The following is a 22,363-nucleotide window of genomic DNA, read 5'->3' as shown; positions in this document are numbered from 1 at the left end:
CATTGGGTTGCCATTTTTTTTGTTCGTTATTTAGCTAAGGAGTATTGAGGTAACTGGAGTTTTATGACGTAAGCATAACATCCAGTTGTACTTGTAATGATGGGTGATAGCTTGCTCTTGTTTGCTGATAAATATCTGACACAAAATCCACATAGCCAGCAATAAGCAATTCACTGTAAAGGGGTTTTACAAATTTTGCTCGTCCAATACTTCCTAAGAATTCAGCGACGGTTGGCAGCACTATCTCATAATGGTTTCGAATGGCGACTCTAAGCCAGTCACATGCAAGCTCTGCATTTTTGCTCTGAGTAAAACCAAAGGTCATATCCAAATCTTTCAACTGAACCTGCGTTAATTGAAATGGTAATTGGTTGATAAAATACTGCCAATGGTGCACTCGCCAGCCTGCCACACTCAATTGCTTTGCATGCCCTCCTGCGCAAAATTGTGTTAATGCCGAGGTCACTTTGTCTAAGCTACTTGATGTTGGGCCCTCGAACCACTCAGGTAGGCCCTCACCATAAACCCAAGTGAGTAATTCACCCTCTGATATTTTACCGCCATGCTGGGGCAATAAGGTTTGTTTGGCATACTCTACAAACGTCTCTGTTGTAATAGCCTCAAACTTAAACTGCTGAACATAATTAAATAAGAACACATCAAAATCAGCGCGTCCTAGCCTCGATTCAAGCTCATGTACAAACATAGAGGCTTTATCATAAGTAAATCGATTAAATGAGTCGTTAGCATCTTGAAACTGGACATTAGCTGGCAAAGTTTGTGCACTTAGTGGCATTGATAGCACTTCTTCTTTTAAGCGACCATATTCAATCACCCACTCAAGTTCCGCTTGTTCTTGGCCATATATTTTTTCAACCAAACGATTGGTGAAATATGTGGTAAAACCTTCATTTAGCCATAAGTCACGCCAGGTTGCATTACTGACTAAATTGCCTGTCCAAGAGTGGGCTAATTCATGCGCCACAGTTGACACTAAGCTTTTATCACCTGCAATCAATGTTGGAGTAATAAATGCTAAACGTGGGTTCTCCATTCCACCAAAAGGGAAACTGGGTGGCAGCACTATCATGTCATAACGATCCCAAGGATAAGGCCCCAATAAAGATTCTGCAGCCACAATCATTGATTCGGTATCTTCAAACTCCTTGAGCGCCTTATCAAGCATGCCAGGTTCTGTATAAATAGCGCATCGATGGCTAATCTCACCATAAGCTAAATCGCCAACTGCAAGCGCAAGCAAATGAGTTGGAATGGGTTTTTCCATTTCAAAATAGAATTGACCATCTTGAGGTATAGCAGAAGAATTAGCGGCGCTCATTACTGCACGAAGACCGTTATTAACTTTGACACTCGCATTGAAAGTGATTCTGGCCTTCGGACTGTCTTGCAGTGGGATCCAGCTTCGGGCATTAACAGGCTGAGATTGACTAAATAGATAAGGGTGTTGTTTACCTAAGGTTTGCTCAGGAGTTAACCATTGTAATCCTTGGGCGCTAGGCGAAGTATGATAATGAATAACCACTTCGGTAATCTCTGTACCGATATCAACAGTGATTTGCCCGCCTTGAAACTCGCTTAGGCTTTCATATGAATAGTGACACTGGTTTCCATGGATATCTGTCACGGCATCAATCATCAAATCACGGCTATCTAGCACCAAATGCACAGCGGATGTTTGCCGTTTAAATTGCAAATTAACCTGTCCATGAAGTTGCTGTTTGTCAAAGTCAACATCAAGGAAAAGCGTCATATGATGCACGATAATGTCATCAGTGTTAGCAACAGAATGGTAGTCACGAGTGAAATCTAATTGTTCAGCCACATCAAACCCTTATTGGAATTATTATCGGGTTATATTAACTCACTTAGGTCTTTTCATCGAGTCTATTAAACGGACACAAAAAAGCCTCACGAATGAGGCTTTTAGTGTCAAAAGTGGGATTGTATTACAGCTTAATTCCAGCTTTTTCTAGGTCTTTTGCAACAACACTACGAGGTAGTGGTACATAACCGTCTTTTTCTACGATTTGCTGACCTTGCTTAGATAACACGTAACGGATGAATTCACGATCCATTGGTGATAAATCTTTGTTAGGGTGCTTGTTGATGTAAACATATAGGTAGCGAGATAATGGGTAAGTACCATTTGCAGCGTTACCTGCTGTTGCATCAATGTATTTAGTGCCTTTCTTAGAGATTGCTACAGCTTTAACACCTGCAGTCTTGTAACCGATACCTGAGTAACCGATTGCATTAAGGCCTTGAGACACAGATTGAACTACTGAAGCTGAACCCGGTTGCTCGTTTACGTTTGCTTTGAAATCACCTTTACAAAGTGCTTTCTTTTTGAAGTAACCGTAAGTACCTGATACTGAGTTACGACCGTACAACTGGATGTCTTTCTTAGACCAGTTGCCGTCTAAACCAACATCACCCCAACGATTTACGTCGTTACCGCCACATTTCTTAGTTGACGAGAAGATAGAATCGATTTGCTCGATGCTTAAACCTTCAATTGGGTTATCTTTATGTACGAAAACTGCTAATGCATCGATTGCTACACGAATTGCCGTTGGTTGGTAACCGTAATGCTTTTCAAATGCTTCAACTTCGTTAGGCTTCATTTGACGGCTCATTGGACCGAATTGTGAAGTACCTTCAGTTAATGCTGGTGGTGCAGTAGAAGAACCAGCAGCTTGAATTTGGATATTTACGTTAGGGTAAATATGTTTGAACTCTTCAGCCCATAACGTCATCATGTTAGCAAGTGTATCTGAACCCACTGATGATAAATTACCTGAAACACCACTTGTTTTTTCGTACACAGGTAATGTTTTATCAATTGCTGCCATCGATGTTGCTGAAAATACACCAGCTGCAGTAAAGGCAATAGCGCCAACTAGCTGTTTAAGTTTCATTGTAATGCTCCGGTATTATAAGCGTTGTTATTTAAGACACGCTCAGTATCAATTGCTACGATGACAAGTCTATGACCAATATGTGACAGTTGTATGACAATCAACATTTTTGACATTCTTGTTACACCTGCTGCAATCCCGCAAATACTAACTTAAAATACTATTTAAACAGTGACTTATAGAGGCTTACTTTATCTTACCCTAAATACGCACTCATTTTTTATTGACGTAATATGACAATCTTTGTTGATTTCAATTAAAAACGGCGCCCAAAACCGATAATTAAATGCTGCCAATTTAAAAAGCCATACTCAGCATATAAATTCCATTCATTTTTCGGCCCGAAGTCATAGTTCATACTCAATGACATATTTTTAGTTTCTTCTTTGGCCAAATCGATATCAAATTTCACCTCTTCCATTAAAGGCTCAAGCTCTGTGCCAACAAAGGAGTAATCACCGGTGACATTCTGATCAACACTTTGATGGCTGAATGCTAAAAACCAAGCTAGCTTGTCGGTGCCTACATCAAATCGTTGCCCTACTCTTACTGAAGCAATTTTAGTTTTAATGACACTATCAGTTGTATTTGTGTTGGCTTTCACTATTGCCCCCACGGCCATCACAATTACAGGAGTATCACCAATAATGGGATCTATTTGTCCCGCAAGCACAGTACCGATACCGTAATTTTTAGCGGTATAATTAATAGGAATTGGCAGTACCACGCCATTACAGGCCTCATCACAAGGCAAACCTTCAACATTATCTAACTTAGCCAAGATATCTTTGTTGCCTTCGGTATACCCCAACAAAGCATAGACATTCCAAAACGGTAATATCCACGCATCAATTTTAAGCTGCACACTTCTATCAGAACCTGTAATACTGACATCTTCAGCAGGCACGACGTAATCATTGGGGCCACGAAACCCTAATAAACCACCATCTACTTGAACCTCAAAGTCATTAACAGCGATGTAGTCGGCATCAATGTTGTTATAAAAAAGGCTCACGCCTACGGGGATAGGTAACTCATAGCCTCGCTCAGTCGCTTTATCAGACAATAAGGGTAAACCACTCCAGTGAGAAGGCTTAGTCTGTTGTTGTACCACAGTGCTAACATCGTTGTTGGCATTAGCAGTAAAACTAACACCTGAAAGTAAAACACTGGCCAATAACACCGATTGAGATTTAACTGAGTAATTAAACATAATTCCGAAACAAAAGTAATTAAATGAGGTTCAGCCAAAACAGCTGAGCGAAAGCGTCACAGAGAAAGCGCCTTGATACATATTGTAGAGCATGTTAATTAATTGCGTGATACTTTACGACTTACTCTGAGCGGGGATGTTAACTGCATCACAAGCAGCCTAATCACAGGCAATTAAAACGATTAGCCTATAAATTAAAAAGCCAACTCGTATTGACATGAGTTGGCTTTATTAAATGAAGTAATACTAGCAATTAATTACTTGTGTTGTTTTTTACAACCAAGTTTATGGGGATAATAAAACTAAAACAACTGCCTTTATCAAGCTCACTAGTAATAGTTAACTCACTGTAATGATGGCTTAAAGCATGCTTTACAATAGCTAGGCCTAGCCCACTACCGCCCGTCTTACTTGAACGTGCATTATCCACACGATAAAAGCGTTCGGTTAAACGATTAATATGCTGTGGAGCAATACCAAGACCTGTATCAGTCACACTAAATTGGGCGCCTGCTGGTACCATTTCCCAGCGCACAGTCACCTTACCACCAGGCTCGGTATAACGAATCGCATTAGAGATTAAATTTGTGCACGCGCTACGTAATTGTAACTCGTTACCGTGGCAATCTAAGCCGTCTTCGCAATAAAAAGATAAATCATATTGATCAAGGGCTAGCGCTGAGGCTTCATCTTTTAAGATATCTAACATCGCTCTCATATTGATGGTTTTTTCCAAATCAATATCGGCACCATCTTCGATACGAGACAAAGCTAACAATTGCTCGACCATTGATTGCATACGTCTTGTTTGTTGTTGCATCAGATTCAATGGTTTATGGTTCATGCTGTCTGGCTCTTCCATGCTTTGCATGATTTCTAAATAGCCTTGAAGCACTGTTAGCGGTGTTTTAAGTTCATGGGATACATTCGCCACAAACTCTTTTCGCATCCCTTCTAATTGATTAATTCGTGTGACATCGCGAGCGATTAATAATAATTGCCTGTCGCCGTAACTCATTAAGCGGATTTCTAATAAACGCTGCTCTGACACTGGAGATGCCAATTCAAGCGGCTCATTAAATTCACCTTTTTTAAGGTATTCAGAAAAATCAGGGTGACGGATTAAATTATCAATTCTTTGACCATTATCTTGCGGCCAAACAAACCCTAAAATCAGTTGAGCAAGCTTGTTACACCATAGAATATTCAACTCGGAATCTAGTACAACTGCAGCATCAGGCAGTGCTTCTGCACCTTGTCTAAAGCGGCTCAATAAAGAGGCGAGTTGGCCGACTCTACGACGGTTTTTACCTTGTAAGCGATAGATACCATTGAAAATACCTTCCCAGCTACCCGTCCCTTGAGGAGGCGTTAATTTTCTGTCTTTCCACAGCCAAAAATTAAGACGACTAATTTGTCGGTAATGCCATCCTAATAAAAGAATACTGCCGATAATAAGGGTGAGTGCGACTTGATTTATCAATAAGCCGATAAGGGCGAATACAAGCTCAATTCCGAGGAGCCGTAATAGCAAGCGAGATCCTGAATAAGATCGAAACATAAGTAGCCTAAAATTAATGTAAATAATCCAGTTTGTGGATTATTACCTAATTGTTGGTAGGTAAATATTGGCTCACAAGATAGCGTAAAATGAAATCTCTGACCACGACTAATTGTTAAAAAACCACTGAGAGATTGTAAAATACAACAACATACTCCTTATGTCGTTACTCAATACAATCTACTGCAGTAGTTTTTTATCTGCGGCTTTAAATATTACATTCTGGTCGAAAAACGGTAACCAGCACCACGTACGGTTTGAATTAACTTATCATGCCCAGAGTCTTCAACCGCTTTACGTAAACGACGAATATGTACATCAACAGTTCTGTCTTCTACATAAACATTCGTGCCCCACACATTATCTAATAACTGTTCACGGCTATAGACACGCTCTGGGTGAGTCATAAAGAAGTGCAGCAATCTAAACTCGGTTGGCCCCATGTCTAGAACCGACTCGCCTACCGAAACGCGATGACTGACAGGATCCAGTAACAATCCTTGCACATCAATGGTTTCTTCTAGACGCGTAGGTGCACTACGACGTAAAACGGCTTTAATACGTGCCACAAGCTCTTTAGGAGAGAAAGGTTTAGTGATGTAATCATCAGCTCCCACTTCTAAGCCTTTTACCTTATCTTCTTCTTCACCGCGAGCAGTGAGCATGATGATAGGAATTTGACGTGTAAATTCATCTTGCTTTAAGCGTTTAGCCAATTGTATGCCACTGCCGCCAGGGAACATCCAATCCAACAGGATGAGGTCCGGGTAAGGCTCTTGCAATAGCTCAACGGCTGAATCAAAGTCTTCAGCAGCAGATGTGGTAAAACCATGTTGTTCCATAACAAAGGTCAGCATCTCACGAATGGCTGACTCATCTTCTACAATTAAAATCTTAGCTGTCATAATCTTTTCTGTGTTTAGTAAGCCGCTTGAGTATTATTGGTCAGTTTTATTACAGAAATATGATCTTAGCACTCAAAAAAGCTATAAAATCATATTTTTGTCATAAATCTATCATTCTTTTCAATCTAACTTGTTAACAGTGCAACGTATAGAGAGCTAACTCACTATTGCTGCAATAAAAAATAAAGGAGACTAACGCCTCCTTTATTATCAAGAATCTAGCTGAAGCATTGATTAAATGCTTAATTTAGAACTTGTGTTCAATACCTACAGCGAAGTAGCTTTCATCGATAGAGATATCGATGATGTCACCATTGTCTTCTTCTACTGTGCCCATTGAAGTACGATCAGTGTAGAAAGCGAATAGTTTTGTAGGCTTACCTAACGAGTAATCTGCACCAATTGACCATGAATCACCTTTGTCTTCCATGTCTTGGTATTGTGCTTTTAACGTTACTTCTTTAATTTTGTAAGCTGCACTTAGTAAGTAACCATCGATGCTTGAACCGCTATCAACTTTTTCTTCTTGCTGGTACATACCGCCTAATACAAAACCAGCGATTTTACCTTGAACAGTACCACGAACGATGTCGTAACCCGCAACTTCAGAGTCGTAAGCAATTGCAGCATAAACTGGGCTTTTCTTTAGACCAGAATCACCGTACATAGCCGCAATACTGAAACCATCACTTTCTTCTTGCTTGCTATCACCTTCAGCAGCGTAAGTTACACCAACTTGAAAATCACCAAACTTTGGCGTTAAGTAAGTTGCAGTTTGCGCTAGACGGTTTTCACCTTTGAAAAGTGCTTTTAAATCGCCTGAGTAATCGTTAAATAGGTCAACTTTACCTTGTGACTTTTTCAGCATAGTGTCGTTACGACCCACAGCGAAAGAACCAAAGTTACCTTTTAAACCAACAAACTGGTTACGAGCAGTGAAGTTATCTGAACTAGCATTGCCAGTATCAACTTGGTATTCGATAGTGTAAAACGCTTCTAAAGACTCACTTAATTCAAATCCGCCTTTTACACCGAAACGTGATGCATTACTTTGAATTTCAGTTACTGAACCGTCACCTTCGTCATTCGACTGAACTGACACATTCAACTTACCATATACTTCTAGAGGTTCTGCTGCATGGGCAGTTGAAAGCGTAGCAGTGGCAATAGCAGAAGCAACTAACGTTTTATAAAAAGCATTCATCATTTCATCCTTTAGACATATTTTTTGGTGTTTTACACCATTTTTTGTGCTGCTATCAGGTTGGAACAAGCAGATATTTGCTGCCTAATAGCTTGGGAACGATGCGAATAGTGCACGCCTTTTGTTGCAGAAATATTTCAAAAAGCCGAGTTTATTAAGCTAAAGCTAATTCAGTAAAAGCAAAGAACAAACAAACTGCTGATTTTTAATGGTTTTAATTAGAAATTATGAAATATTACAGTTTAATGAATTCTGAATATGAAACAATCAAGCTGCAGTATTTTGATGGTTTACCCCAGCGCATGGATCCCGTAAACTGCATTTTTAATTTTTGATGAGTGTCTTTTTATGTGGTTTAAAAATCTCACCCTTTATCGTTTCAATAAACCTTTCACTACCGATACCGAGGCACTAGAAACAGCATTAGCTGATTTCACTTTCTCGCCATGTTCTAGCCAAGACATCAGTAAATTTGGATTTTCAAAAGCGTTAGGTAAACAAGGCCATGCATTGGTGCACAGTGCTGAAAATCGCCACCTCATTTGTGTGACCAAAGAAGAAAAGATTCTACCAGGTCAGGTGATTAAAGAAGCTTTAGATGAAAAAGTGGCATTAATAGAAGATCAAGAAAGTCGCAAAGTCACCAAGAAAGAAAAAGATGCGATGAAAGAAGAGATCACTATGACGCTTCTGCCTCGGGCATTTTCTCGTCGCAGTCAAACTCACGCGTTAATCATGCCAGAACTTGAGATGATTCTGGTTGATAGCTCAAGTGCAGCAAAAGCTGAAGAATTACTCGCATTATTACGTAAAGCGCTCGGTAGCTTACCAGTTATACCACTTCACTTTACTACGCCAATTGAAACCACATTAACTGAATGGTTACGCAATGGTTCATCGCCACAGCCATTTGAAATGCAAGATGAAGCAGAACTTAAGTCAGATTCAGATGAAGGTGGTATCGTGCGCTTTAAACAGCAGGTACTGCAAGAAGATGAAGTGCTAGCACACCTTGCTACAGGTAAGCAGGTGCACAAGTTAGCGCTACATTTTGGCCAATCTATCGCATTTTTATTGCAATCAGACGCCAGCGTGAAGCGTCTTAAATTCTCAGAAGAATTCAGAGCGGCAACTGATGATGTTGGCACGGAAGATCCTTTAGCCAAATTAGATGCTGACTTCGCACTAATGGGCGGAGAGCTTGTTGCCTTTATCAATGCATTACAACAAGCATTAGGCCCAATAGAAGAGAATATCTAAATGACTTCCCCTGCTTGGATAACAAGCAGCGGTTAAAATTATTGATACATAAAAAAGCCCTCAACGCATTTGCATTGAGGGCTTTTAACAATTAATAACTAGATGAATTTACCTGCATCATCAAATGGCCAATCAATACCAAGCCAAGCTTTTAAGAATGCTTTTTGCGCATTAGTCGGATTAGACACACCTTCAATCGCTAAGTCACCTTTAGGTTGCTCTTCTAGTGTCAGTGAAACTTGAGTTAACTTATCATTATTAAAAATAGTCAGTTCAATTTCGTCACCTGCGTTAAAGTCTTCTAAACGCTTTTTGAACCCAGATGCAGTCACTTTTAATCCATTAACCGCAATAACTTCATTGCCCGCCACAATACCCGCCAGCCATGCAGGGCTGTTACGTGTCACATGAGCAAGCGTGAGATCGTTATGCTGACCAGTTAATGTAAGACCGCTGTAAACGGTCGCTTTTTCACTGTCGCCATAAGATAAGACCAATCCAGCTTGAGCCAGTAATGAGTCAAACTCTAAACTAAATGGTGATGTAATATGTGATTGCCACCAAGGTTGATAATCTTTGCCAGAAAGCGTTGCTAATATGTTTTTCACATCATCAACGTTATACCCTTTAGGTAACTTGAAGTCTTGATATAACTTACGATGAACATCACGATAAGAATGAGCAAGCTCAGTGTCTGCTAACAGGTTAAAATCTAAAGATAAAGAAGCTAAATAACCTTCAGAATAAATATTAACACCATGGTTAATGGCATAATCGCCACCTGTATTAGTCCATTCATTCAAGCTAGCTTCAGCAACAGATTGAATTTCCCGCCCAGGTTTGTTGAGATTTCTATCAATACGTTTTGCTAAATCAGCAAAAAACTCTTTTGGCGTAATAACGTCAGCACGAAGCAATAATTGATTTTGGAAATAACTGGTTGAGCCTTCGGCCATCCACAATAACTCAGTCATGCTTGCCTTTTGATAGTCGTAAGGTACTAACCCTTCAGGACGGTAGGCTTTCACATTCCATGTATGGATAAACTCATGTGATGCTGTACTAATGAAGCGAAGGTAATCCTTTCGCTCACGAAAGTTAAACCTTGGCAGTTGAATAATGGTCGAATTTAAGTGCTCAGTAGCACCACGTGCGCCACTGGTAGCGTGGATCATGTAGACGTAACGTTCAAAAGGATAATCATCCCATATGACTTCCGCTGTGCTACTGATTTTTGTTAGGTCTGTAACGATCTGTTCAGCGTCATAGTTACCTTCCCCCCAAAAAACCACTTCATAATCACGTCCATCAGCTTCAAAGCTGTAGTGTGTGTTTACTCCAGTTTCGATTGGAGAATCGATCAATACATCATAATTATCAGCAACAAAAGAGTGCTTACTACGTCCTGATTCCATTCCTGAATAACTTTGCCAGCCTTTAGGCACCGCCATAGAAACATTCACCTTATCTTGGCGAAACTCGGGGCTATACATAAATACGCCACTGGCATCTAAATAAGCATGGGATTCATCAATATGGCGAACACGAGTTCCTAAATCATTAGCGTAAAGCTGATAACTCACATTGACCTCAGTCGGCTCTTGTAGCTCAATCGTCCACTCACCTGTTGCAGTTCTCTGCCAATTTAGTGCATTACCATCGTCATCTGTCGCCTTAAACAAACGCACACCATCTGCAAGTGGAAGCACTGCATATTTACCAGTACGCCAAACCGGTAAATTTACTGTAAGCGTATCTGCAGATGACTCGGGAAAGGTCACATTCACTTTTGCAAGGTGATGTTGTGGTTGAGTGAGATCAATCTGATATTGCACTTCAGCCAGGGTAGCAGCTGAAAAAAATATCCCTGCGGTAAAAATAGCCAGTTTTGAGACTTTCACTATCGATTCCTTCTGTTATTATTCTTGTTATATTTTTACACGCTGTAGTTAAGCGTTTTCAACATCATATAGATTTGTTGTAATAAATATTACATTAAATGAGGTGGCATTATAACAAGAGCTTATTGTAGGCTCACCCACTTCCAACAAAAGCTTACAAAATAATAAGGTCACTGTTCTTACATGCGAAAATTGATACCAAACTGCTTGGCCTTTATTTTATTAATAATTTCAATTCCGGCATTAGCAATCGATCCACAAGAACGTGAAATTGAATTCAATGAAACACCGCAAGCGCTATTTGACCAACTATTAGTTCGAACACAATTTCCGCTTTCATTCAATAACCGCCAAGAATTTGAGTTAATAGCAAAAGAACTCAAATATACGCCAGATGAATTACAAGCAGACCTCGAAACTTTGGCTCGTCTGTATATGGAAACGGTTGTCAGAACACCAAATAAAACTGAAAACTCTCGTTTATTGACTCAACAATTAGAATCAATTGCAGTAACCCCAATGCAAGAAGCGATGATATTGCTACTTGAAGCAAGGTTTCGCGGTATTGAAGATCAACAGTACAAACAATCCATTATTTTATTTAAAGAAGCTTTGAAGAAAATTGCTTCAATACGTGATGAGCACAGCCTCACCTTACAATTTGTTTTACATGGCGGTTTAAGTAGCCTTCACGCCATATTAAAGCAAGATACCCAAGCCCTATATCACTATAAAAGTTATCGAGAAATTGCTTACCAGCTGCGAAATGACTATTTTATTGCCCAATCTGAAACCGCTATTGGTAAATATTACACTGGTAAAAACCAGCTAGCGAAAGCGCTGCAGCATCATAGCGAAGCCTATCGAATTTCCAATCGATTGAATTACCCAGTAATTCAAGCTCACGCTCAATTTCAGCTTTCAAGGGCTTATCGAGATTTAGGCCAATGGGATGAAGCATTAAAAAATGCAAATGAAGCTGCCATTAGCTTTCAGGAATTAGGACATGAAGCCTTACAGTCTAATGCCATGACAGTCATCGCCATGGTCTACGGCAACCAAAAACAATGGAATAAAGCCATTGATTATTATTTAAATGCACAACAGCTCGATAAAAAAAATAATCAGGTTATTAGCCAAGGGCTAAATTTCCATAATATTGGCGAAGCGTACATGTATCTAAACAACTACCCGTCTTCTGTCAGTTATTTGAAAATGGCCAACGAGATTTTTAAAAGCCGTAGAGTCATGCATTATTTGGTATACAACGAGTTGCTGTTTGCTGAAGTGATGTCAAAACAAGCCTTATGGGAAGAAACGATTACTCATGCCAAGGCCGCGCTAGTCATTGCAGAAGAGAAGCAACTTATTGATGCGCAAAAAGAGGCCCTTTCTTTTCTTTCCAAAGCTTACCGCGGGATAAAAGATGATTCCTCAGCGCTTGAAATGATGGATAAGCTTGTAGCGATAGATAATGAACAGCAAGAAAATATTGTGGATGAAGCGGTAAACTCTAACCTGAATGAAGAAAAGCTCAAATTTGAAATAAACGTTTATCAAAACAAGTTAAATGGCTATATCAAGAGCAGTAAAGATCAGCAAATGGCGATTATCATTCTACTTGCCGCTATCTTTATTTTGTCGTTTGTGTGGTTATATAGCTTAAAAAGAATTAATACATTAAAACAAAAACAACAGTCATTAACCGCCAAAGTCATTCAAGACCCACTCACCGAAGTAAAGGGCTACAGAGGGATGCTTGACTGCATGTCCACTGGCACATCGCCTAAAACTGTTGCCTTAGTTAACATCAAAGCACTTACCGATTTAGATATTGACTTTGGGCTATCGGAATCAAAATTAATTACAGAAAGCTTAATCCAGCAATTTGAGAAAGACCTTCCAGCATGTGTTTATGTCATTAAGCCAGGCGAATTTGCTTTTTGCTTCAAAGAAACATTCACAGCTAATGAAACACTCAAAAAGATTGAGGCAAGCTTGGCTTCGCAAGATTTAGCAATCAATGCCAATATTCCTAATTACTCTGTAGTAAAACATGACCCCCTCGAATGCATCATGGGTCATATTAATCTCCCTTTATTGGCAAACCCTGATTTACGCCTTACCAACGACCTTCAATTTGAAACGGTACAATATGCCCTTGCAGCAGCAAAAACCATTGATAAAGGTAGTACTTACGTCAGTATACGCACACTAAACTTTGCTCCAGCGGCCATCTTTTTCAAACCTTTATATTTAAACCTTACTCATGCATTGCAAAGAGGCATTATCAGAGCTGAAAGTAATAGGCCTATCGCTGAGATAAAATGGCCTACAAATTAACCAATAAACACAAACATCATTAATCTTTCGTCCACAGCGGCCGATATAGGTATATAGTTATTAATATTATTTCTATAAAAATACCAAATACAGTATTATAAACGTCACTAATCAATCAAATAGGTGATTGATGTTGTTAGTTATTTGATTGATTTAGGAAGCTCATAAGCATGAAAGATTCTTCGACGGCAGTGTCACAAGTTTCACTTTTGAAACAGAAACTAAACTCTGCCAAGTTGGCGCTTGAAGAAATCCATGAGGATCGTAATGAAAAATTACGCACCCTAATTCAATTTTTAGGTCATTTAAGCCTTGCCTGTAAAGGTCAAAATCTAGAACTTGATAATCGATTAGCCAAGCTAAGACATCATTTACAAGGTTATGATCAAATTGATGAGGCCTTGCCTGAGCTCGTTGAAATTGAGCGCCTATTAAAAGGCCAATACAATCATACAATGACTCAACTTGAAGAAAGCCGTACCAGCCTTTCTCGAGTTATCAGCCAAATTCAACGTGTAGACTCCGCCCCAGAAGAAATTAAAAAAGAAATTAATTACTTCAAAAAAGATCTCAATAAACCGATTCATACCATTTGGGAGTACATCCCTAAAGTTGAACAAGTCATCGGCTTTTACGAGCATATTTTACAAAAGCAATTTGCAGGTACTGATGAACACGTTATTTTGCCTCAGCACCTTATTTTAGCCAAAGAACTAGCCCAAAAAATTTCTGAGATAGAATTTAGAAAAGAACAGCGTGATCAAATTTTGGTCATGAAAGAAGTATTAATGGGTGATATTAAACTCAATACCCTGCTTGAGTCGTATCAAACAATATTAAGCCTTTTACTCAATAACATCGCACGTGAAAAAACAGCATCCCAAGACTTTTTATATGCTTTAAATGATGCCATTAGTGTCGTTAGAGATGTGGTAAGTAACACGGCTAATAACAATGAACGTTCACAGCAAATAAAAAGCCAGCTGAACAAAGAGATTAACTTACGTGTCGACAATGCCGATGGCATTTTAATTGAGTCAGATGATTTAAACGCATTAAAGACAGCGCTGACAATTCAATTATCTTCGCTTAAAGATGCGCTAAGCCGTAAAGAAGCATTGGAAAACAGAGAGCAAACACTGCTCAGAAAATCCATTGAGTCAATGCGAAAAGAATTAACCAGTATTACCAAAGAAGCAAATAGTTATAAAGAAAAACTATTTGAACATCAAAAACTTAATTTACTTGATCCATTAACACAATTGCCTAACAGAACCGCACTTGAGGATAGAATGGAGCAAGAATATCGCAACCATAAGCGTTTTAATGCACCGCTTTGGGTTGCTGTTACTGACATAGATTACTTTAAATCAGTCAATGATAACTTTGGTCACAGCACCGGTGATAAAACATTGCAAGTCATTGCGATGGCGCTAAAAAACTCATTGCGAGAAAGCGAGTTTGTCGCACGATACGGCGGTGAAGAATTTGTTTTATTACTTCCAGAAGTCAATGAAGACAATATTGGTTTATTATTAAATCGTGTCAGAGAGAAAATTAAGAACATTCCATTTAAATTTAAAAATCAGCGAATTACAGTTACATTATCAATAGGTGCTGCACAAGTAATGGAAAATGAACGTATCGAAGAAACCTTTGAACGTGCCGATGCAGCCCTATACAAAGCCAAACACAATGGCAGAGATAGAGTCGTAATCGATATCTAACCTTCGATGCAACTCATCTCAAGAGGAGTTGCATATGATAGTAAAAATAAGCCCTCGCGGAAGTTTAGATCAACTTTCACAAATGGAAGTTAATCGACTCAAACAAAGCGCTAAGAGTGATTTATACCAACTACTTCGAAACTGCGCCCTTGCAGTGCTTGCCTCAGGATTACAAAGTGATAATTCTGAGGCCCTATTTGATAAATACACCAATTTTGACATCAATGTACTCCAGCGCGAACGAGGCTTATTAATTGAATTGATTAATCCGCCAGAGCAAGCCTTTGTTGATGGCGAGATTATCGCAGGAATTCAAGAGCATCTTTTCGCCGTTCTTCGAGACATCGTCTATATCGACAATAAATACGACAATCTCAAACACATCAATCTTACTAATGCGAGCCATATTACCAATGTTGTGTTCGATATTTTACGCAACGCAAGAGTCATCTCACCGATGAAAGATCCTAATGTCGTCGTTTGTTGGGGAGGCCATAGTATCAATCCTATTGAATATCAATATACCCGTGAAGTGGGCTATGAACTTGGGCTGCGTGGACTCGACATTTGTACAGGTTGCGGCCCTGGAGCAATGGAAGGACCAATGAAGGGAGCAGCCATTGGTCATGCTAAGCAAAGGGTTAATAACGCTCGTTATATTGGCTTAACTGAGCCAAGTATCATCGCCGCAGAGCCGCCAAATCAAATTGTTAATGAGCTAGTGATTTTACCCGACATCGAAAAACGCTTAGAAGCCTTTGTGAGGCTAGGCCATGGTATTGTTATCTTCCCTGGTGGTGCGGGTACAGCCGAAGAACTGCTTTATATTTTAGGTATCTTACTTAACAATGCTAACCAATCCTTACCCTTCCCTTTGATACTCACAGGTCCCATTGAGAGTGCCGATTACTTTACCGAGATCGATGCGTTTATTGGAGCCACTTTAGGGCCTGACGCTCAAGCTAAATACCAAATCATTATCGATGATCCCGTCAAAGTAGGACAAATCATGAAACAAGGTATGCAAGCCGTTAAAAACAGCCGTAAAGAATTGGGCGATGCATATCAATATCAATGGTCTTTAAAAATAGAGCCCGAGTTTCAGCTACCATTCGATCCGACCCATGAAGTGATGCAAAACCTGCATTTATATTTCCAGCCTAATAAGGCCGAGCTAGCAGCAACCCTTCGACGTGCTTTTTCAGGGATAGTCGCTGGCAATGTGAAAGGAGACACCATAAAGCTCATTGAAGAGCGAGGCCCCTTTGAGATCCGCGGTGACAAACAATTAATGATGATGATGGATAAACTGCTCAATGCATTTGTTATCCAGCAACGAATGAAATTACCAGGCAGTGCATACGTGCCTTGCTATCGCATAATGAATAAAACGGAAAATGAAACGGAATCCCAATAGGGTTCAGTCAATATCTGTCGCTTTAATGGTGGTGATTGTTTAACAAAACGTTAAATAGCTATATGATTAGTCATCATAAATTAAAACTGAATTTAATCACCTATATGGTGAGCTAAAACTATTCAATCTAACGTGGGCTCACTTGAGCCTTACCACCAGCGACGAAAATAAACATGAACAAACTGTTGATCATTGATGGTCTGAACCTTGTTAGACGTATTCATGCAGTACTACCAGATGAAAATGATATTGCCAGCGTCAAAGAACGTACGTTAGCCGCTGCCAAAAAACTGTTAGTTCACCATGAGCCCACCCATGCGATTGTCGTCTGGGATGGTGATGAAGAATCTTGGCGAAAACAGTTATACCCTGATTATAAAAAAGGACGTAAGCCGATGCCTACGCCTTTAAAATCGGGATTAGCCGATATTAAAGCGGCGCTTTCTGAAGCACATATACATTCTCATGACGCCGTCTCAGAAGCAGATGATGTCATCGCTACCCTAGCGACTAAAATCACTGAAAATAAAGGTAAAGCAATTATCGTCTCTACTGATAAAGGTTTCAGCCAAATCATTGATGACAATATCGTCATATGGGATCACTTCAAACAGCAACATTTCGATTTAACTGAATACGAAAAAAAGCTTGCTGTACAACAAAGTCAGATACTTGATTTTATCGCGCTAGCTGGAGACAGCGGCAATAAAGTACCAGGGATAGCAGGTATTGGGCCGAAGTCAGCAGCCGATTTATTAAATAAGTTCAGAAGCTTAGCAAACCTATACAAGTCCATTGATAACTTAGGTGCAAAACAAGCGCAAAAGCTCATTGATGGTAAAGACATGGCGAGAGTGAGTTACAAGTTAGCCCAACTACAATGTCATATGCCCCTCAATATCAATCTCAAACAATTCAGAGTCATTAGCAATAGCGAAAGGAATACCTAAGCAAATGAATTCAAAAATGTCCTTTATCATCGCCTCCATGTTCATTGCCTACATCGTCTTCGCAATTGCCGTTGTGATGGTTTATGAACCGAAACCAGAAGATAGAAGTTGGCAAGAAAGACAAGAGTTTAATCACAATATGCTCAGTGAAATCAATATAGGCCAGCCTATTGAGAACATTAGAAAATTAATGGGTCGAGCGGACTTTACCGAAGCGAAAGCAACTGACAACGCTAACTTTCAGATCATGTTTTATCGAACCCATCATGTTAAATCTGACGGCATCACTACTAAAGATGAGTGCACGCCATTGTTATTTAAAGATGGAAAATTGATTGCGTGGGGACAAGAGACTTACGATCAGTTTTTACAAATTCCCATTTTAAATAATGTCATCCCAGCTTCTCCCCCTGCAGTCGCCGAAACAGATTCTGATGACCATAAGACCCCTTTATCAGAAGGTGAAAAGTAAACTGATAATTGCCCCTAACATCTCAGTTTTAAAACGAGAATTCGACTGTCAGCCTATTGAGCCACAATCGTGTGCAAGGTTACTTTAGCCATAAAAAATGCCACATAATGTGGCATTTTTATTAATCATAATTAAGTCTATTTAACTGTTATTGATACTCTTTATAAGCCTCACCTTTCTCTAACCATTCAGGGGCTTTAGCACCTTTAAGATAATGGTCAAAGTACTGCTTCATTCTGATTGTATAGTCGAGTTTATTCGGATATTTCTTCAAATGATGCGGCTCGTCTTCATATTGTAAAAACACCACATCCTTACCAGTGCGTCGCATTGCAAGGTATAACTCAACGCCTTGCTCCCATGGCACCGCATCATCTTTATCACCAAACATGATCATCATTGGTGTCTGAATACGTTCAGCATAAAATACTGGTGAATTCTCAATATATTTTTGTGGGGAGTTAAATAAACTTTCTCCAATTCGACTTTGGCCTGTTTCATACTGGAACTGTCGAGCTAAACCAGAACCATGACGAATACCACTGTATGCACTCGTCATATTAGACACAGGGGCCCCCGTTACAGCTGCTTTAAAGATATTGGTTTGGGTAACCGCAAATGCAGTTTGATAACCACCCCATGAGTGTCCTTGAATACCGACAGCATCAGGATCTGCAATGCCCATATCAATTAACTTTTGCACACCAGAAGTTAACCCTTTAACCGCTGATGCACCTGGATAACCAACTTCAAACCGAATGTCCGGTAAGAAAATCGCATAACCATTGTCAGCGTACCAAGCGAAGTTAGGACGATGATTAATAGCCATATGCGGGAATGAATGTAATCGGTCGCTCATAAAGCGATAGAAATACACCATAACAGGATACTGTTTACCTTCTTGATAATTAGTCGGCTTGATCAATACACCGTCAGTTAATCGGCCATCTGCATCACGCCATTGCACTAGCTCGGCACTGGCCCAATTAAAATCATCTCGCTGTTTATCTAACGCCGTTTGCTTAACACCATCTTGCGGTGCTGCAATGTCAGCGGTGTAAAGGTCAGGATAAAGATCATAACGCTCTTTTGAATACACGATAGTGTCAGCATTTTTACTTTTTGCTAGCACTTTCACTTTCGCATCGGTTTCCATCAAGGTTGTTAACCCAGGCACACCTACAACGGCACTGTATAAGCTATCCGCTTTGGTTTTTTCGTTGTAACCATGCACCAACACCGTTTGCTGCTGTGCTATCGTTGCTGGGACATTCTTGTCTTCATACAACCCTTCAATTCTCATTTGCGTACTGGTTTTACGCCCCTCACCGGCCGTCAGCATAAAGCCATCGAATGATGCACTGCTAAATTGCCAAGCATCATACTTGTCGTAAGCAATAATACCTGAACCATCAGCTAACCAAGGGCCAAAGCCATAACTCGGTGCATTACCTGGGTAGTCATGATCTTCATTGGCAAAGCTCACGCTAATGTCTTTAGAGATGGTATGCCTTCTTACTCCTGCAATGTCATAGAGAAAGAGTTGACCTTGCTGATAATAAGCCACAAATCTCGCATTAGGTGATAGCGTCGGCATTTCATTCGTTGGGTGCTGGGTTAAAAGCTGCTGCTTTCGGCCTGTATTTAAGTCCACTAAATACACATCTTGATAAAAACCAGCCCAAGTGATCATTTTTTGATAAGGCACATCTGATGTGGCCAATAGATATCGTTTTTGCTCACCATATTGCACATTTGGTACATCTTTATCTGCTAGTTGCACAATACGGTTGGCATTGACGTGAAGAACAGCTAAGTAAGTACGTTGTAATTCTTTACTGTATTGTTTGACTTCATGGGGCTTAATTTTAGGATCATCCCCGTGCCATACTTTCAGGTTTCGTAAGCCGGTTACGACTTCAGTATCAAACAAATCAGCTTGCTGTTTTATTTCAGGTAAAGAAACCACTTTATCAACCTGTGGAACTCGACCTACAAATAACCGCAAACTATCTTCTGAGAAGAAGATTTTTGAATATTGATTAAGTGTCCATTCATCCGTTGTAGGCGTTGGCTTAACCTGGCTATTTTTCAAATCAATAATAGATAACTGATACTCACGTTCATCTCGCTTAACGGCGGCATCACCACTGGTAAACGCAAGCCATAATCCGTCGTCAGATACGCTTAACTCTCCAAATTGTTGAGTTTGGCTTTGGTGTAGTTGGTTTAAGGTATTATTGATTAAATTAACTTTTTTAATGGTGTGGCGCTGATTATTGATATCGTTGCTCGCAACAACAAAGTTTTTACCGACTCTGTCAAAAGCAAACTGTGTCACATGCTCAAACTCATGAGCATTATTATCAGCTAGATGAATAAGTTTGATTTTACTGCCAGTGTCTTTCTCATCAACTTTGGCTTTATCGTCTTTATCCGCCTCCTTATCAGCCTCTTCGGATTCTTCAGCTTCAAACCATATCGCGACAAACTCACCATTAGGGCTAAATTCTGCGTGTTTTACCTTTTCAAACTGCTGTTGTTCTCCAGTGCTGGTATTTAGCAATACCAAACCACTATGAAGCTCAGACTTTTTGAGGGTCTCTGCAGATAATAAACTCGGCTCAATTTTCGCTATTGCAAAAGAGCCTTGGCTATTAAGCTGAAGTGCCGAACCACCATCAATAACGTACTGTTTTTGAGTCGCGGCAATATTCACTAAGGCGCGACTGTCGCCTCTATCAGGCATCGCTTCAACCGCAATAACACGACCATTATCAGAAATAACTGGCTGTTGTAGGGTTTCAAAATGCATGATGTCATTTAAGCTTAACGTTTTTGGCTGCTGCGCAGCGTTTACTGCAACGGACGCGGCGAGTAACGTCAGTGGTAGAAATGTATGTAACTTCAAAGTCATCCTCGTGAGTTATTATTATCGAGCAATTAAACAAATGGATCTTTATTCAATCAAGCGCTTTGACACATACGCAATGAATACGAGCTAACATTTAATCGACTTGAGTGATGTTGAGGTAAACCATCCAGCTATTTACTGGTGCATTTTTAACCTGTTAGACCAAAGTCGTCTGTAAAAATATTCTTATCTACCTAAGCTACTCAGGTAAAATCATTGCCGCGCCAACCTTTTTGCAACATGTAAAGTGTATTTATGACGCTAATTGAATCTTAAATTTACGCTATTGTGAATATATTAAAGCAATCAGCTGAGGATTAACTTAAAAAATACAAAAAATATGTGATTAAACTCACTAAATCCTGTAAAAAAAATTCTAAATTCGTTAAAATGCGGCGCATTAAAACGTTAGTAAATCGTTCTGTTACAAGCTTGTTAACGTGAACAGAGAAATGCAGTAACTACTAGGTGGAAGGACTATCCATGCCAAAACGTACTATAACCGTAATCCCAGGTGACGGGATTGGACCAAGCATTATCGATTCCGCTTTAAAGATTCTCGACAAAGCTGGTTGCGACTTTGAATATGAATTTGCAGACGCCGGTTTAGCCGCTTTAGAAAAACAAGGTGAATTAGTACCTCAGCGTACCTTAGACCTTATTGAAAAAAACCGTATCACTCTTAAAGGTCCATTAACCACTCCAGTGGGTGAAGGCTTTACTTCTATCAATGTTAGCTTGCGTAAAAAGTTCAGCTTATACGCAAACGTACGTCCAGTGCTTTCGTTTAAAGGTACTCAAGCACGTTACGACAATATTGATATCATCACCGTTCGTGAAAACACCGAAGGTATGTACTCTGGTTTAGGCCAAAAAGTATCTGAAGATGGTGCTACTGCAGAAGCAACTAGTATCATTACTCGCCAAGGTGCTGAACAAATTACCACTTTCGCTTATGAGCTTGCTCGTAAAGAAAACCGTAAAAAAGTAACGATTGTTCACAAAGCAAACATCATGAAGTCGACTTCAGGTTTATTCTTGAAAGTGGCGCGTGAAGTAAGCCAGCGTTACCCAGATATCGAAACAGAAGAAATGATTGTTGATGCAACATGTATGAAGTTGGTCATGAATCCAGAAAATTTCGATGTATTGGTAACAACTAACTTATTCGGTGACATTTTATCTGACTTATGTGCAGGTTTAGTGGGCGGTTTAGGTATGGCACCAGGTGCTAACATCGGTAGCGACGCTGCGATTTTTGAAGCCGTACATGGCAGTGCACCTGATATTGCGGGTAAAAACTTAGCAAACCCAACTTCAGTTATTCTTGCATCTATCCAAATGCTTGAGTATCTAGGTATGGCTGATAAAGCTGAAATGATCCGCAGTGCAGTATCTGCAGTGATCGAAGAAGGCGACCGTACGACTCGCGATTTAGGTGGTACACACGGTACGACTGACTTCACTCAAGCCGTTATTGACCGTTTAGGCTAATCTTTGCATTATTAAGCTAAATTGATAATAAAAAGCCCTTAGTGAGATTCACTAAGGGCTTTT

General features: G+C 39.8%; 15 protein-coding genes. 7 read left to right on the top strand and 8 right to left on the bottom strand.

Annotated elements, in window-relative coordinates; all coding sequences use genetic code 11:
• Window positions 1–61: 61 nt before the first annotated feature.
• From AB4128_RS11975 to AB4128_RS11950, 6 genes are all read right to left on the bottom strand, one after another.
• The gene (locus AB4128_RS11975; RefSeq protein WP_372037769.1) at window positions 62–1,843 is read right to left on the bottom strand and encodes a M1 family metallopeptidase; all 1,782 of its coding nucleotides are present in this window, start codon (window positions 1,841–1,843) and stop codon (window positions 62–64) included.
• Between the two features lie 124 nt (window positions 1,844–1,967).
• Window positions 1,968–2,939, bottom strand: a complete 972-nt coding sequence (locus tag AB4128_RS11970; protein ID WP_055026437.1) for a PstS family phosphate ABC transporter substrate-binding protein — start codon at window positions 2,937–2,939, stop codon at window positions 1,968–1,970.
• 256 nt (window positions 2,940–3,195) lie between these two features.
• Complete coding sequence (locus AB4128_RS11965; protein ID WP_372037768.1) at window positions 3,196–4,152, bottom strand: hypothetical protein; 957 nt, start codon at window positions 4,150–4,152, stop codon at window positions 3,196–3,198.
• 253 nt (window positions 4,153–4,405) lie between these two features.
• Entirely contained in the window at window positions 4,406–5,713 is a 1,308-nt protein-coding gene (gene phoR, locus AB4128_RS11960; RefSeq protein ID WP_080916215.1) for a phosphate regulon sensor histidine kinase PhoR, read from the bottom strand.
• Window positions 5,714–5,928: 215 nt separating this feature from the next.
• Window positions 5,929–6,618: a phosphate regulon transcriptional regulator PhoB gene (phoB, locus tag AB4128_RS11955; RefSeq protein WP_055026434.1), complete on the bottom strand. Its 690-nt coding sequence runs from the start codon at window positions 6,616–6,618 to the stop codon at window positions 5,929–5,931.
• A gap of 247 nt (window positions 6,619–6,865) precedes the next feature.
• A complete protein-coding gene (locus tag AB4128_RS11950) occupies window positions 6,866–7,825 on the bottom strand; it encodes a porin (RefSeq protein ID WP_211030944.1) in 960 nt (319 codons plus the stop codon).
• Window positions 7,826–8,170: 345 nt separating this feature from the next.
• On the opposite strand from AB4128_RS11950, the gene rdgC reads away from it, so the two are divergent.
• Entirely contained in the window at window positions 8,171–9,082 is a 912-nt protein-coding gene (gene rdgC / locus AB4128_RS11945) for a recombination-associated protein RdgC (protein ID WP_055026432.1), read from the top strand.
• Window positions 9,083–9,180: 98 nt separating this feature from the next.
• On the opposite strand, the gene AB4128_RS11940 is transcribed toward rdgC, so the two are convergent.
• On the bottom strand, window positions 9,181–10,983 hold the full coding sequence (locus tag AB4128_RS11940; protein WP_372037767.1) for a M61 family metallopeptidase: 1,803 nt from the start codon (window positions 10,981–10,983) through the stop codon (window positions 9,181–9,183).
• Window positions 10,984–11,166: 183 nt separating this feature from the next.
• Here AB4128_RS11940 and AB4128_RS11935 point away from each other — a divergent pair, with 183 nt between their 5' ends.
• The 5 genes from AB4128_RS11935 to AB4128_RS11915 all read left to right on the top strand — a co-directional run bounded on the left by AB4128_RS11935 (window position 11,167) and on the right by AB4128_RS11915 (window position 17,892).
• A complete protein-coding gene (locus AB4128_RS11935) occupies window positions 11,167–13,326 on the top strand; it encodes a hypothetical protein (RefSeq protein ID WP_372037766.1) in 2,160 nt (719 codons plus the stop codon).
• A gap of 170 nt (window positions 13,327–13,496) precedes the next feature.
• Window positions 13,497–15,053, top strand: a complete 1,557-nt coding sequence (locus AB4128_RS11930; protein WP_055026429.1) for a GGDEF domain-containing protein — start codon at window positions 13,497–13,499, stop codon at window positions 15,051–15,053.
• Window positions 15,054–15,087: 34 nt separating this feature from the next.
• Complete coding sequence (gene ppnN, locus AB4128_RS11925) at window positions 15,088–16,470, top strand: nucleotide 5'-monophosphate nucleosidase PpnN (RefSeq protein ID WP_372037765.1); 1,383 nt, start codon at window positions 15,088–15,090, stop codon at window positions 16,468–16,470.
• Window positions 16,471–16,643: 173 nt separating this feature from the next.
• Window positions 16,644–17,420 carry a flap endonuclease Xni gene (xni, locus tag AB4128_RS11920; protein ID WP_372037764.1) on the top strand — a complete coding sequence of 259 codons (777 nt, stop codon included), beginning with the start codon at window positions 16,644–16,646 and terminating at the stop codon, window positions 17,418–17,420.
• Between the two features lie 4 nt (window positions 17,421–17,424).
• On the top strand, window positions 17,425–17,892 hold the full coding sequence (locus AB4128_RS11915) for a DUF3192 domain-containing protein (protein ID WP_082420081.1): 468 nt from the start codon (window positions 17,425–17,427) through the stop codon (window positions 17,890–17,892).
• A gap of 148 nt (window positions 17,893–18,040) precedes the next feature.
• Here the strand turns inward: AB4128_RS11915 and AB4128_RS11910 are convergent, their stop codons facing one another.
• Window positions 18,041–20,803 carry a prolyl oligopeptidase family serine peptidase gene (locus tag AB4128_RS11910; protein ID WP_372037763.1) on the bottom strand — a complete coding sequence of 921 codons (2,763 nt, stop codon included), beginning with the start codon at window positions 20,801–20,803 and terminating at the stop codon, window positions 18,041–18,043.
• A gap of 486 nt (window positions 20,804–21,289) precedes the next feature.
• Between AB4128_RS11910 and AB4128_RS11905 the strand changes: the two genes are divergently transcribed.
• Entirely contained in the window at window positions 21,290–22,300 is a 1,011-nt protein-coding gene (locus AB4128_RS11905) for an isocitrate dehydrogenase (RefSeq protein ID WP_055024975.1), read from the top strand.
• Window positions 22,301–22,363 lie beyond the last annotated feature (63 nt).

It is taken from the genome of Shewanella sp. 10N.286.52.A9, from assembly GCF_041468985.1.
GTDB lineage: Bacteria > Pseudomonadota > Gammaproteobacteria > Enterobacterales > Shewanellaceae > Shewanella > Shewanella japonica.
Note: the sequence above shows the minus strand (reverse complement) of the source record. Positions and strands in the feature narration are given on the sequence as shown.